This window comes from Labedella populi, assembly GCF_004078655.1.
In the GTDB taxonomy this organism is placed as follows: Bacteria; Actinomycetota; Actinomycetes; order Actinomycetales; family Microbacteriaceae; genus Labedella; species Labedella populi.
In genome coordinates this window covers 273,465-286,572 of the sequence record NZ_RZNC01000002.1, presented here as the reverse complement: position 1 = coordinate 286,572, position 13,108 = coordinate 273,465, and the positions used below count along the sequence as shown (strand labels likewise).

General features: G+C 69.2%; 15 protein-coding genes and 1 tRNA gene. 5 read left to right on the top strand and 11 right to left on the bottom strand.

What is annotated here, in order from left to right:
• Nucleotides 1-176 precede the first annotated feature (176 nt).
• From ELQ92_RS06995 to ELQ92_RS06985, 3 genes are all read right to left on the bottom strand, one after another.
• On the bottom strand, nt 177-380 hold the full coding sequence (locus tag ELQ92_RS06995; protein ID WP_128495292.1) for a cold-shock protein: 204 nt from the start codon (nt 378-380) through the stop codon (nt 177-179).
• 272 nt (nt 381-652) lie between these two features.
• Complete coding sequence (locus tag ELQ92_RS06990; protein ID WP_128498278.1) at nt 653-1,243, bottom strand: LytR C-terminal domain-containing protein; 591 nt, start codon at nt 1,241-1,243, stop codon at nt 653-655.
• Nucleotides 1,244-1,282: 39 nt separating this feature from the next.
• A complete protein-coding gene (locus tag ELQ92_RS06985; RefSeq protein WP_128498277.1) occupies nt 1,283-1,585 on the bottom strand; it encodes a DUF3263 domain-containing protein in 303 nt (100 codons plus the stop codon).
• Nucleotides 1,586-1,741: 156 nt separating this feature from the next.
• On the opposite strand from ELQ92_RS06985, the gene msrB reads away from it, so the two are divergent.
• On the top strand, nt 1,742-2,143 hold the full coding sequence (msrB, locus tag ELQ92_RS06980) for a peptide-methionine (R)-S-oxide reductase MsrB (RefSeq protein WP_128498539.1): 402 nt from the start codon (nt 1,742-1,744) through the stop codon (nt 2,141-2,143).
• A complete protein-coding gene (locus ELQ92_RS06975; protein WP_243694911.1) occupies nt 2,140-2,721 on the top strand; it encodes a nitroreductase family protein in 582 nt (193 codons plus the stop codon). Before msrB ends, ELQ92_RS06975 begins: the two co-directional genes overlap by 4 nt.
• Before the next feature lie 36 nt (nt 2,722-2,757).
• On the opposite strand, the gene ELQ92_RS06970 is transcribed toward ELQ92_RS06975, so the two are convergent.
• The 4 genes from ELQ92_RS06970 to ELQ92_RS06955 form a co-directional block, all read right to left on the bottom strand.
• A complete protein-coding gene (locus tag ELQ92_RS06970; protein ID WP_128498275.1) occupies nt 2,758-3,696 on the bottom strand; it encodes a DMT family transporter in 939 nt (312 codons plus the stop codon).
• A 59-nt stretch (nt 3,697-3,755) separates the two neighbouring features.
• Entirely contained in the window at nt 3,756-4,166 is a 411-nt protein-coding gene (locus ELQ92_RS06965) for an arsenate reductase ArsC (RefSeq protein WP_128498274.1), read from the bottom strand.
• A gap of 38 nt (nt 4,167-4,204) precedes the next feature.
• Nucleotides 4,205-4,280: transfer RNA gene (locus ELQ92_RS06960), tRNA-Thr, on the bottom strand.
• 50 nt (nt 4,281-4,330) lie between these two features.
• Entirely contained in the window at nt 4,331-5,266 is a 936-nt protein-coding gene (locus ELQ92_RS06955; protein ID WP_128498273.1) for a DsbA family protein, read from the bottom strand.
• 316 nt (nt 5,267-5,582) lie between these two features.
• On the opposite strand from ELQ92_RS06955, the gene ELQ92_RS06950 reads away from it, so the two are divergent.
• Both ELQ92_RS06950 and ELQ92_RS06945 read left to right on the top strand, forming a co-directional pair.
• Nucleotides 5,583-6,683 carry an ABC transporter ATP-binding protein gene (locus tag ELQ92_RS06950; RefSeq protein ID WP_128498272.1) on the top strand — a complete coding sequence of 367 codons (1,101 nt, stop codon included), beginning with the start codon at nt 5,583-5,585 and terminating at the stop codon, nt 6,681-6,683.
• Nucleotides 6,684-6,791: 108 nt separating this feature from the next.
• Nucleotides 6,792-8,087: a DUF4032 domain-containing protein gene (locus ELQ92_RS06945; protein WP_128498271.1), complete on the top strand. Its 1,296-nt coding sequence runs from the start codon at nt 6,792-6,794 to the stop codon at nt 8,085-8,087.
• 69 nt (nt 8,088-8,156) lie between these two features.
• Here ELQ92_RS06945 and rlmB read toward each other — a convergent pair whose 3' ends face one another.
• From rlmB to ELQ92_RS06925, 4 genes are all read right to left on the bottom strand, one after another.
• On the bottom strand, nt 8,157-9,188 hold the full coding sequence (rlmB, locus tag ELQ92_RS06940; protein WP_128498270.1) for a 23S rRNA (guanosine(2251)-2'-O)-methyltransferase RlmB: 1,032 nt from the start codon (nt 9,186-9,188) through the stop codon (nt 8,157-8,159).
• Nucleotides 9,175-10,599, bottom strand: coding sequence for a cysteine--tRNA ligase (gene cysS, locus ELQ92_RS06935; RefSeq protein WP_128498269.1), 1,425 nt, complete (start codon nt 10,597-10,599; stop codon nt 9,175-9,177). Before cysS ends, rlmB begins: the two co-directional genes overlap by 14 nt.
• A gap of 9 nt (nt 10,600-10,608) precedes the next feature.
• A complete protein-coding gene (gene ispD, locus ELQ92_RS06930) occupies nt 10,609-11,787 on the bottom strand; it encodes a 2-C-methyl-D-erythritol 4-phosphate cytidylyltransferase (RefSeq protein ID WP_128498268.1) in 1,179 nt (392 codons plus the stop codon).
• A 127-nt stretch (nt 11,788-11,914) separates the two neighbouring features.
• Complete coding sequence (locus ELQ92_RS06925; RefSeq protein ID WP_128495304.1) at nt 11,915-12,397, bottom strand: CarD family transcriptional regulator; 483 nt, start codon at nt 12,395-12,397, stop codon at nt 11,915-11,917.
• Between the two features lie 160 nt (nt 12,398-12,557).
• Here ELQ92_RS06925 and ELQ92_RS06920 point away from each other — a divergent pair, with 160 nt between their 5' ends.
• Nucleotides 12,558-13,052 (top strand): hypothetical protein, encoded by a 495-nt coding sequence (locus ELQ92_RS06920; RefSeq protein WP_128498267.1) that lies wholly within the window; start codon nt 12,558-12,560, stop codon nt 13,050-13,052.
• Nucleotides 13,053-13,108: the final 56 nt, after the last annotated feature.

Below are 13,108 nucleotides of genomic sequence, written 5' to 3'. Positions count from 1 at the left end.
ACGTTGTGAACGTTTTTAGCACTCAGATAACGCGAGTGCTAACACGATTCTGGCACTCTCGATCGGCGAGTGCAAGCCAGCGTGGAGGGTGATCGCCGCGCCGCGTGGCGCGCCGGAAACGACGAACGCCGCCGATCGGGGTCGGCGGCGTTCCGGGACGTGAGCCCCGTCAGTGTCTACGCGAGACGGACCGACTCGGCCTGGGGACCCTTCGCGCCCGTCCCCACCTCGAAGACGACCTGCTGGCCCTCCTCGAGGACCTTGTAGCCGCTCATGTCGATCGCGGAGTAGTGGACGAAGACGTCCTGCCCTCCGCCGTCCACGGTGATGAAACCGTAGCCCTTCTCAGCGTTGAACCACTTCACGGTTCCGTTCGCCATGCCTTACTCCCATGTTGCTGTGTCTCACGGCACGCGACTGTTGCCTCTGCCGGGTCTGCCGCCGAGCGACGATCATGCGTGCGGCGCCGTCGTCGAACGGGGATGCAGCATGTGCGACCACTTCCAGATAGTAGCCATCGAGGGTCTCCGCGTACACGAGAAATCCGAAATGGTTACAGAGGCTCAGCACCCCGGAAACGTGCGGGAAACACGGGGCGACGGATGGCCGGTCGAGCGTCGTCCTCCGAACCTGGTCAGAGCCGACGCCGAGCTCAGCCGGCGTCCGGCGGAGTGTAGTCGGCGCCGAGGACGACGACGAGTTGGAGGATCGGCTCCTCCCCCTCTCCGACCGGGATGGTGAACTCGTCGGAGAGGGTGATGCTGCCGACCCCGAGACCCTCGGCGAGCCCGCGGGCGGCACCCTCTTGCGACGGGTCCTGGTAGTAGACGGTCGTGGTCTCGACCGTGTCGTCATCCGCGTTGCTCACGGCGATGTTCTGCGACCACCCCGCCGCGGCGAGTTGCTCCACGGCCTGAGCGGCGAGGCCGCTCGTCGACGTCCCGTTGAGCACTGTCACGAGGGCGTCCGGATCGACGGCGGCGGGCGACGGGGCCGCAGTGGACGGAGCGTCCGAGGCTTGCGCGTCCCCTTGCTGCGGGAACACGGCGTCGAGGTCCAGCCGGTTCGTGATGAGTTGGAGCCCGACGATGCCCACGACCACGAGGACGACCGTCGCGGCGGCCGCCCACGCGAAGGCCCGCCAACCCCGACCGGCGGGCTCGGGTGCGCGATGCGCACCGATGCGCGCGGGTCCCGAGGGACCCTTCACGTCGAAGCGGTCCTGGGGGTGGTTGCGGCTCATTGCGTTGGCGACATCTTCCGGTTCTTCGTCCTCGGGCCGTCAGCTCGAGGAACGGGGAGTGGAGCGTGCTGCTCGGGCGGCGGATCGCGCGTCACGCAGACGCTGAAGTCTCTTCACGAGCATCGGATCGTATACGAGGGCCTCGCGCCGGTCGATGAGCGCACCGAGCACCTGATAGTACCGGGCGGACGACAGGGAGAACTCTGAACGGATCGCGTCTTCCTTCGCCCCCGCGTGCTTCCACCACTGCCGTTCGAAGTCGAGGATGGCCCGCTCGCGATCGTCGAGAGCGCCGGCGCCGTGCTTCTCACCCCGTCCGTCGGACGTCCCCCTGGCTGCCATGACACCCCTCCTCTCGGCCACATCCTAACCAGGCGACGTGTCCGGCAGGTTTCCTCCCCGCGGCCCGTCGCCGACCCCGCGTCATCCTGCGACCTCCGGGGAACAACACGGCGTCGGTGCGGTTGAATGGAGGAGGACACGATGGAAGGACTTCCGATGGCGCATGACGTGAAGAAGAGCGACGCCGAGTGGCGAGCGGAACTGAGCCCCGAACAATACGCGGTGCTCCGCGAGGCCGCGACCGAGCGTGCCTGGACGGGTGAGCTGCTCGACGAGAGCCGCGCCGGCCTCTACACCTGCGCGGCGTGCGGCGCCGAACTGTTCAAGAGCGGTACGAAGTTCGACTCCGGCTGCGGGTGGCCGAGCTTCTACGAGTCGGTGGACCCCGAGGCCGTGACCCTGATCGAGGACACCTCGCTCGGGATGGTGCGCACCGAGGTCCGATGTGCCGCATGCGACTCCCACCTCGGGCACGTCTTCGACGACGGGTTCGGCACTCCGACCGGCGACCGCTACTGCATGAACTCCCTCGCGCTCGGCTTCACGCCCGCCGAGTGAGCACTCCGCCGGACGACTCGACGCGCGAGCACCGCACGGCGCGGTTCGAGACCGTCCTCGAGGCCGTCGCGTCACGGCGGTCGTGGTCGAGCGTGACCGACGACGCCCCCACGCACGAGGAGCTCGCCCGGATGGTGGCGGCCGCCGGTCGTGTCGCCGACCACGGGTCGCTGCGACCATGGCGCCTCATCGAGATGCGCGGCGACGCCCGGCGCCGCCTCGGCACGGCCATCGCGAAGGCCTCGAAGGATCGGAAGCCCTCGGACAAGCCGCTTCGGGCACCTCTCCTCATCGCCGTCGTCGTGATCGAGCAGAAGTCGCACAAGGTCCCCCGCTGGGAGCAGGAGGCCGTCGCCTCCGGCGTCGCGCACAGTCTGAGCCTGCTGCTCGACGCCGCGGGCTGGGGTGTCTTCTGGCGGACCGGTTGGTACACACGGAGCAAGGCGATGCGGAAGGCGCACGGTCTCGCGAAGAACGAGGAGCTCCTCGGCTGGCTCTACGTCGGAGGCATCCCGGAGCGGAAGCGCTCCGGCTCGAGACGGCCCATCGACCCCGACCCGTTCCTCACGGTCCTCTGACGTCGATCCGGGTCCCGTTCACGAGACCGGATTCCGTCAGTGACGACGAATGCTCGCGACCGCGACGGCGACGAGGGCGAGAGCCGCTCCCGCAATCGTCGTCCAGTGCACTCCCCCTGCTCCCGGCACCACGATGTCGAGCACCACCGCACCCACGAGCTGACCGGCGACCGTGCCCAGTCCGAGGACGAGCAGCCCGGTATGCGCGACGAGGAAGGCGGAGACCCCGATGAAGACACACCCGATCGCTCCGCCGACGTAGAGGACCGGGTCGGTCGGAAGGGTATCGGGGAGACCGGCCGCGACGAAGTGGACGAGCATCGCCACGACGAGCACGGCCGTTCCGACGCTGAAGTTGATGAACGTCGCGGTGAGGGCGCTCGACGACAACTGACGCACGCGGCCGTTCACGGCTTGCTGCCAGCCGATCCCGATGCCGCCGAGCAGCGGCATGATGAGAAGGAGGACGGGCTTGTCGCCGCCGAACTCGGTCGAGACGGCCCAACCGACGGCCACGAGGGCGAGCACCGATCCGATCACCCGGGCGGGCTCGAAGGGGACCACCCCGTGAGGTCCGAACCCGATGCGGTCGAGCAGGAGCGACGAGAGGGTCTGGCCCGCGACGATCGCCACCGTGAACAGCGCCACCCCGAGGGCCGCCGCCGCGAGGCCCTGGGAGAGGACGAGGAAGGCCCCCGCCGCGCCGCCGGCCACGGTCCACCAGGGCACGGTCCGGTCGCGCAGCCCCTCGACGACACGAGCGAGCCCGCGCCGTCCGTGTCGCGAGAAGACCATGATCACCGAGAGGATCACGAGACCGGACCCGAATGACACCGCGGCCGCAGCGAATCCATCGTCGAGGGCGGTCCCGAGGGACCCGTTGATGCGTGCCTGGACGGCGACGAACGTACCCGTGATGACGGCGAGGACGAGGCCCAGCCACTGCGGGAACGCCCGCTTCACACCGTCGGCCATGCGTCGACCGCCCGTCCTTTCCTCATGAGCACGCTCCGGCTCGCGACCGCGGCCGTGCGTCAGACCACGGGAGCGCGCAGCTCTCCCAGCAGGCGCTCGACGCGGGCCTTGATGTCATCACGGATCGCCCGCACGTCCTCGAGGGGCTTGCCCTTCGGGTCCGCGAGTTCCCAGTCCTCGTAGCGCTTGCCCGGGAAGATCGGGCACACGTCCCCGCATCCCATCGTGATGACGGCGTCCGACTCCTTGACCTGCTCCGTCGTCATGAGCTGCGGGACGGCTTGCGAAATATCGATCCCCACCTCCGCCATCGCGGCGACGGCGACGGGGTTGATGCTGTCCCCCGGCTCGGATCCTCCCGAACGGACCTCGACGGCCCCGCCCGACAACTCGCGCATGTAGCCTGCGGCCATCTGCGACCGCCCGGCGTTGTGGATGCAGACGAAGAGGACGACGGGCTTCTCGGGCATCGTGCTGATCCTCACTCGAAGGGGTCCGCGATCGGACATGGAGCCGACTGCGGGACTCGAACCCGCAACCTACGCTTTACAAGAGCGTTGCGCTACCAATTGCGCCAAGTCGGCCGACGACCACCCATCCTAGCCACTGCCGGGTGGGTGGGACGAACGCCGGATCAGCCCTCCTGCTCCTCGGACGGCGCCTCGGCGGGTGCCGACTCCGTCTCCGTGGGCGTCGGCGTCGACGTCGAGTACGACTCGCTCGACGCCTGGAGCACGAACGCCCGGAACTCCTCGGTGTCCTCGAGAGCACCCGTGTACCGGCGCTCGTTCACGAGGATCGTGGGTGTCTCGGTGACCTTCGGGATGCTCGCATTCGGCAAGGGACCGGTCGTGGCGCGGTCGGTCGCCGACTGCACCCAGCCGGCGAAGTCCTGGTCCTCGATGCAGTCCTCGACGTCGGCGGCGCCGGCGGACTCCGCGAGTCCGATGAGTTCGTCGTCGGTGAGGCCCGGCGTGCCTTCGGCGGGCTGGTCCGCGAAGAGGGCCGAGTTGAAGGCCCAGAAGCTGTCGGGAGCGGAGTCGGCGACACACGCGGCCGCGTTGGCGGCGCGCAACGAGTACTGCGTGCCGGCGGAACGGCCCGCGAGGATCGCGATGGGGTGGATCTCGATCGTCGCGGCGCCCGACTCGAGGAGCGACTCGATCTGATCGGCGTTCGCGCGCTCAAAATCGCCGCAGAACGGGCAGAGGTAATCGACGTAGACGCGGATCTGCGCGACGGACGGGTCTTCCGCGGTCGGGACGGGGTCGGCACCCGCGGCGAGCGCCGCGGTCGGCTGGGCGGCGAGGCCCTGGCCGATGACGATACCATCGCTCGCCATGTTCGCGGGGCCGTTGGACGGCGGACGGATCGACGACACGACGATCGTCGCCACGACGGCGACGACCGCGAGCACGGCGACGATGATGCCGCCCTGCAGCAGGACGCGGTTGCGGATCTCCTTCCGGCGCTGGGCGGCGCGGAGCTCCTTCGCCTTCTCGCGTGCGGCTTCGCGGCGATCGTTCTTGCTCAGGGCTGTATCGGGACCGGCAGGTTCTCCGGTGGTCATGGATCCTCGCTTTGACGGCGTGACAGAGATGCGCGCCGATGCCATTCCGGACCCGACGCTCCTCTCGATAGTAGGCCCGTGTCCTGAGTGCCGGCCACGTCGTCCCTGGGCGACCGCTCGGTTCGCGGAGGCCGGCGCGTCCACCGTGACGGCATCGTGTCCCCTCACCGGGGGAAGCGTGACATACTGGGTTCGCGTGTCGAAGACGACGCGTGCGTTGCCGTACCCGGTCCGAAGTTCACGCTCCGCCGGAGGTCGCGCTTCCATTCACTCGGATCGTCCGGCACGTACCTGCCGGTGAAGGAGAAGACAGAACATGTCATCAGTCACGTTCGACAACGCCACCCGGTTGTACCCCGGTGGCACCCGCCCAGCCGTCGACAAGCTCAACCTCGACATCGCGGACGGTGAGTTCCTCGTCCTCGTCGGCCCCTCCGGCTGCGGAAAGTCCACGTCGCTGCGCATGCTCGCGGGTCTCGAAGAGGTCAACGACGGCCGTATCCTCATCGGCGACCGTGACGTGACGGACGTCCCGCCGAAGGACCGCGACATCGCGATGGTGTTCCAGAACTACGCGCTCTACCCGCACATGACCGTCGCCGAGAACATGGGCTTCGCCCTGAAGATCGCGGGTGTCGGCAAGGAGGAGCGTGCGACGCGCGTCCTCGAGGCCGCGAAGCTCCTCGACCTCGAGCAGTACCTCACGCGTAAGCCGAAGGCGCTCTCCGGTGGTCAGCGTCAGCGTGTCGCCATGGGTCGCGCGATCGTCCGCCAGCCCCAGGTCTTCCTGATGGACGAGCCGCTGTCGAACCTCGACGCCAAGCTCCGCGTTCAGACCCGTACCCAGATCGCGTCGCTCCAGCGCCGTCTCGGCGTCACGACGGTCTACGTCACCCACGACCAGACCGAGGCCCTCACGATGGGCGACCGGATCGCCGTACTCAAGGACGGCCTCCTCCAGCAGGTCGGAACGCCCCGCGACCTGTACGAGGCGCCGCAGAACGTCTTCGTTGCCGGCTTCATCGGCTCCCCCGCGATGAACCTCTTCACGGCGGACCTGACCGAGGGCGGCGTGACGTTCGGCGCGAGCGTCGTGCCCGTCGACCGCGAGGTCCTCAGCTCCGCCTCCGGCAAGCAGGTCACCGTCGGTGTGCGCCCCGAGGACATCGTGGTCTCGACCGACCCCGGTGCCGGCCTCGAGGTCGTCGTCGACCTCGTCGAGGAGCTCGGCGCGGACGGTTACCTCTACGGCCACTCCGAGGTCGACGGCAAGCGCACGGACGTCGTCGCCCGTGTCGACGGCCGTCTGCACCCGTCGATCGGCGACAGGGTGCACCTCATCCCGGCGCACGACCACATCCACGCGTTCGACGTGGAGTCGGGCGAGCGCCTCAACAAGGCCATCGTCACCGCCTGACGCTAGGCTGTACGGAACGACGCCGGTCGGCGCGGCTCAGGCCCGCCGACCGGCGTTCTCCGTTTCCCGACGTCCGTCCCTGTACTCCACGAAAGCGACGCCCTGGCCATGAGCGCATCCCTCAGCATCACCTCCGCGACCGTCGACCCCGCGCTCCTCGACCTGCCGTGGAACCTCCCGCTCGACGAGTGGCCGAGTGAGACGATCGCCTCGCTGCCGAAAGGCATCTCTCGCCACCTCGTGCGATTCGCCTACCTCTCCGGCTATGTGATCGCCGTGAAGGAGACGACCACCGAGATGGCCAAGGGCGAATACGACATGCTGCGCACGCTGCAGCGGCTCGACGTACCCTGCGTCGATCCCGTCGCGGTCGTCGCCGGCCGCATGGATGACGACGGCGACTCCCTCGCATCCGTGCTCGTGACGCGCCATCTCAGGTTCTCGCTCCCCTACCGCGCGCTCTTCTCGCAGATGCTCCGACCGGACACCGCGACACGGCTCGTGGACGCCCTCGCCGTCCTGCTCGTCCGGCTGCACATCGTGGGGTTCTTCTGGGGCGACGTCTCCCTCACGAACACGCTGTTCCGTCGTGACGCCGGCGCCTTCGCCCCGTACCTCGTCGACGCTGAGACCGGCAAGCTCTTCGACGGCGGTCTCTCCAACGGCCAGCGAGAGAACGATCTGGAGATCGCCCGCGTGAACATCGCCGGCGAGCTCATGGACCTCCAGGCCGGCGGCCGCGTCGAGGACGAACTCGACCCCGTCGAGGTCTCGAACGGCATCGTCGCGTCGTACCGGTCGTTGTGGAAGGAACTCACGGGCTCCGAGGTCTTCGCCTCCACGGAGCGGTGGCGCATCAACGAGCGGGTGCAGCGGCTCAACGAGTTGGGATTCGACATCGAGGAGCTCGCCATCCGCACCGACGAGGGAGGGACCACGGTCAGGATCCAGCCCAAGGTCGTCGACGCGGGACACCACCAGCGCCGTCTCATCCGGCTCACGGGTCTCGACACGGGCGAGAACCAGGCCCGGCGTCTACTCAACGACCTCGACTCCTACTCCGCGACCGTGGCGCGCGACGGCCAGGAGGTCGACGAGGAGCAGGTGGCGCACGAGTGGCTGATCCGCGTCTTCGAACCCGTCGTCACGTCGATCCCGCGGGATCTGCGAGGAAAGCTGGAGCCCGCCGAGGTCTTCCACCAGCTCCTCGAGCACCGCTGGTTCATGTCGCAGCGCGAGCAGCGCGACGTCCCGCTCGCGGAAGCGCTCACGTCCTACGTGAACGACGTCCTCCGTCACCGTCGCGACGAGGCCACCGTCATCAACCCGCCGACGGAGTCCATCACCTTGCCGGTCGACGTCGTCGACGACGAGGACGACGTCGACTGGCGCGAGCGCGTCTGACCTCGACGACGAATCGCCCGGGCACTCGATCATCGAGAACCCGGCCGATTCGTCGCTTTCGAGAAGTACTCAGCCGGCGGCGCGAGCGCGAGCCGTCGAGATCTCGTAGAGGGTGACGGACGCGGCGATGCCCGCGTTGAGCGACTCCGTGTCGGCGCCGATCGGGATCGAGACGATCGCGTCGCAGGTCTCGGTGACGAGCCGTGACAGTCCCTTGCCTTCGCTCCCGACCACCACGACGAGCGGGCGGTCCGCGAGGTCGAGACCCGGCAGGTCCACATCGCCACCCCCGTCGAGCCCGACGACGAAGACACCCGCCTCCTTGAAGGCCTTGAGCGTCTGCGTGAGGTTCGTCGCCATCGCGACGGGCACCCGCGCCGCGGCACCCGCCGACGTCTTCCACGCCGACGCCGTGACGCCGACCGAGCGGCGCTGCGGGACGATGACACCCTGACCACCGAACGCCGCGGTCGAGCGAATGATCGCGCCGAGGTTGCGCGGGTCGGTGATGCCGTCGAGCGCGACGAAGAGCGGCGTGCGTCCGGAGTCGATGACACTCTCGAGGAGGTCGACGGGGTGCGCGTACTCGTACGGCGGGACCTTGAGCGCCACACCCTGGTGAACACCGTCGGGGCCGGCGAGTCGGTCGAGCTCGGGTCTCATGACCTCGAGGATCGGGATCCCGCGCTTCGTCGCGATCTGGAGGATCTCCTTGACGCGATCGTCCACCTCGATGCGAGCGGCGACGTGGAGCGCGGTCGCGGGGATCTTGGCGCGCAGCGCCTCGACAACGGCGTTGCGCCCGGTCACGATCTCGACGTCGTCCTGCTTGCGCGCCTTGCGCTGCTGGTCCTGGCGGCGCGACTGGGGTGAGTTCGTCGCCGAACCCGCTCCCCGTGCGGCACCACCGCGGCCGCCGCGCGCTTGCTCGAGACGTTCCTGAGCCGCCTTGCGCTTGCCCGCGGGGTGGTAGGGCCGGTCCACGGCCTTCGGCGTCGGCTTCTTGCCCTCGAGAGCCTGCCGGCCGTTGCCACCCGTGCCCTTGAGAGGGCCCTTCTTCGTCTTCCGCACAGCACCTGCGCGGTTCTTACCTGCTGCCATCGATGCTCCAGTGTGTGCCTGAGGGGGTGTCTTCGATCACGATGCCGACGGCGGACAGATCGTTGCGGATCCGATCGGCCGTGGCGAAGTCCTTGTTGTTCCGCGCGGCGCGGCGTTCCTCGACGAGACGCATGACGAGGGCGTCGAGCGCCCGCTCCGTCGAACCGTCACCGCTCGCCCCTCGCCACTCGGGCGCGTGCGGGTCTATCCCGAGCACGGCGGTCATCGCACGCACTTCGGCCTCGGCGACCGCGGCGGCGTGGACGTCGTCGGCGTCGATCGCCTGATTGCCGGCCCGTATGGTGTCGTGGAGCACGGCGAGTGCTTGCGGCACTCCGAGGTCGTCGTCGAGCGCGTCGGCGAAGGCCTGCGGCACCGCGGGGAGGACGCTCCCCTCGAAGCGTGTGCCGGCGACGCGTCGCTCGGCCCGCTCGAGAAAGCTCTCGATGCGGTCGATCGCCGCCTCCGCGTCGGCGAGGGCGCCGTCGTGGAAGTCGATCGTCGAGCGGTAGTGCGCCGCGCCGAGGGCGTAGCGCACGGCGATCGGGCGAGCGGAACCGAGGAGGTCAGCAGCGAAGACCGAGTTGCCGAGGGATTTCGACATCTTCTGACCGCCGACGTTGACGAGCCCGTTGTGCACCCAGTACCGCGCAAATGCGAATCCCGCCGCCGTCGACTGGGCGAGCTCGTTCTCGTGATGCGGGAAACGGAGGTCGAGTCCGCCGCCGTGGATGTCGAACTCGTCGCCGAGGTAACGACGCGACATCGCCGAGCACTCGATGTGCCAGCCCGGGCGGCCGTCGCCCCACGGGCTCGACCAGGTCGCGGAGGCCGGCTCGCCCTGCTTCGCGCCCTTCCAGAGGGCGAAGTCGTGCGGATCGCGCTTGCCACGCGGGTCGGCGTCGGTCGCGGCCTCCATGGCTTCGACACGCTGCCGGGTCAGCTCGCCGTACGCCGACCAGCTCGTGACGTCGAAGTAGACGTCTCCGGAGCCGTCACTCGCCGGGTACGCGTGCCCGCGTTCGACGAGTCGCGCGATGATCTCGTGCATCTCGGGGATGCTCGCGGTCGCTCGCGGCTCGTAGGTGGGGGGAAGGATTCCGAGCGCTCGGTAGGAGGCGGAGAACTCGAGCTCCATCCGATAGGCGAGCGCCCACCACTCCTCGGACTCGCTCGCGTTCTGCAGGACCTTGTCGTCGATGTCCGTGACGTTCCGCACGAGGGTCACGGCGTAGCCGGAGGCGCTCAACCAGCGACGCAGCAGGTCGTAGACGAGCGCGGAGCGCAAATGCCCGATGTGGGGTGAGGACTGCACGGTGGGTCCGCACACGTACATCCCGACCGAGCCGGGGACGAGCGGGACGAAGTCGCGCAGCGTCGCCGTGCGCGAGTCGTGGAGTCGGAGTGTCACGACCCCAGCCTATTCGAGGACGCCGCCGCGCTGTGATCGGACGAGCGCCGACGCGATCGCCATGACGCCCTCACCACGACCGGTGAAGCCGAGTCCGTCCGTCGTCGTGGCCGTGATGCTGACGGGCGCACCGACCATGGCGGACATCGCGCGTTCGGCTTCGGTACGGCGGCTCGCGAATCGCGGGCGATTGCCGATGAGCTGCACGGAGACGTTCACCGGCGCGAACCCCGCCCGTCCGAGGGCGTCGACGGCACCCCGCACGAAAACGCCGCCGTCCGCACCGGCGAGCGCCGGATCGTCGGTGCCGAACATCGCGCCGATGTCTCCGAGCCCGGCGGCCCCGAGAAGGGCATCGACCACTGCGTGCGCGACGGCGTCCCCGTCGCTGTGGCCCGAGAGCGCGGGTTCGCCCGGCCACTCGAGTCCCGCAAGCCGCAGGGTCCCCCCGTTCCCGACGGCGTGGACGTCGACCCCGACTCCCGTCCGCGTCCCGGCGGCACCGAGCAGCAGCTCGGCGCGGCGGAGGTCCCACGGCGTGGTGATCTTGAACGCCCGCTCGTCGCCCGACACGATGCGAACGGCACCCCCGACGGCCGCGACCGTCGCCGCGTCGTCGGTGCGTTCGGCCACGTCGTCGGCATAGGCGCGTTCGAGCAGGCCGCGCGGGAACCCCTGCGGGGTCTGGACGGAGCGGAGGCGGTCGCGATCGACGGTGCCGAGTACGAGGTCGTCACCGCTCACGTCCTTCATGGTGTCGACCACCGGGAGCCCCGGGATGACGGCGTCGCCCGTCGCTTCCACCGCCTCGACGACGGATTGGATCAGGGACACGGGAGTGAGTGGCCGGGCCGCATCGTGCACGAGCACCGTCGCGACACTCGGCAGCAGCGCCTCGAGCCCGGCGCGCACCGAGGCCGTCCGCGACCCTCCACCGGCGACGACCACGAGCGCGTCGATCGCCGCGCCGACGGCACGTTCGGCGCTCTCCCGCGTCTCCCCCACATGCGCCGGTGGCGCCACGACCACGATCTGCGCGGGGCGAGGGAGTGACAAGACGCCGTGCAGGGCCCGTTCGAGGATCGTCGGCCCGGCGAGCGGGACGAGAGCCTTGGGACGCCCGGCGGCGAGGCGCGTGCCGTCTCCCGCGGCGACGATGACGACGGCGATATCCGGCTCGAAGCTCATGGTCCGACAGTACTCGCGCGCCGGGTCCGGCCATCCCCAGAGGCCGGGCCTCGCCGAGCCGGGCACGACCGCACGATGTGACCGGTTAAACGCCATCGCCGCCGGCGAACCGGCGGCGATGAGGAGGTCAGGAGGCGAGGACCTCGTCGAGAACGGTCGAGGCCTTCTCTTCGTCGGTCTTCTCCGCGAGAGCGAGCTCCGACACGAGGATCTGCCGCGCCTTCGCGAGCATGCGCTTCTCGCCCGCGGACAACCCGCGATCCTGGTCGCGGCGCCACAGGTCACGCACGACCTCGCTCACCTTGATGACATCGCCGGACGCGAGCTTCTCGAGGTTCGCCTTGTAGCGCCTCGACCAGTTCGTGGGCTCCTCGGTGAACGGCGCCCGCAGCACGTCGAAGACGCGCTCGAGACCCTCCTTGCCGATGACGTCTCGCACGCCGACGAGGTCGACGTTCTCGGCCGGAACCTCGATGACGAGGTCACCCTGCGTGACGTGGAGCTTCAGATAGAGCTTCTCCTCGCCCTTGATGACCCGAGTCTTCACTTCCGCGATCGTCGCGGCTCCGTGGTGGGGGTAAACGACGGTTTCGCCAACCTCAAAAAGCATGGAATAGTATCCCTTCAGCGTCTACCAGGATACCACAGGCGCCTCGGGGTAAGGTCCGCCTAACCGCCGTCGCCGCGCGGCGACGGTAGGCTGTGTCCAGAACCGATCCTGCAGCGCGCCGGCCCGTCCCGCGCTGCGTCCCTTCCGCTGGAGGCCCCCTGTGAGAACTCGCGCCCGCGTCGTCGCGTCGATCGTCCTCGCGGCGGCCGTCGCCCTCGGCACCACGTCGTGCAACCTCTTCGCCCCGCAGGCGACGCTCAAGGTCTACGACCCGAGCGACGGCGTGAGCGCGACCGTCGGCGACATCGCCGTGCGCAACGCGATCGTCTTCGCCGACGGCGAGGACACCGGCTTCCTGCTCGCGACCGTCATCAACAAGGGCGACTCGGCCCACGTCGTCTCGATCCAGGTGGGATCCGGCGAGGACCGCCAGGAGTTCACGGTCACGGTCGACGGCGGGACGACGACGACGTTCAGCGCCGGTGACGAACAGCGACTCGAGCTCGACCCGCTCGGCGTCGAGCCGGGCGCAGTCGTCCCCGTGTTCTTCACCTACGGGCGCGAGGAGGGTGACGAGGCCGCGGTTCCGGTCCTCGATCAGGACACCTTCTCGGAGTACGCGACGCTCACCCCGTCGCCCGCACCCTCGGAGTAGTCGGCCCTCATCACACGGCGGGGATGGTGCGCGTCTTCACGCATACCATCCCCGTC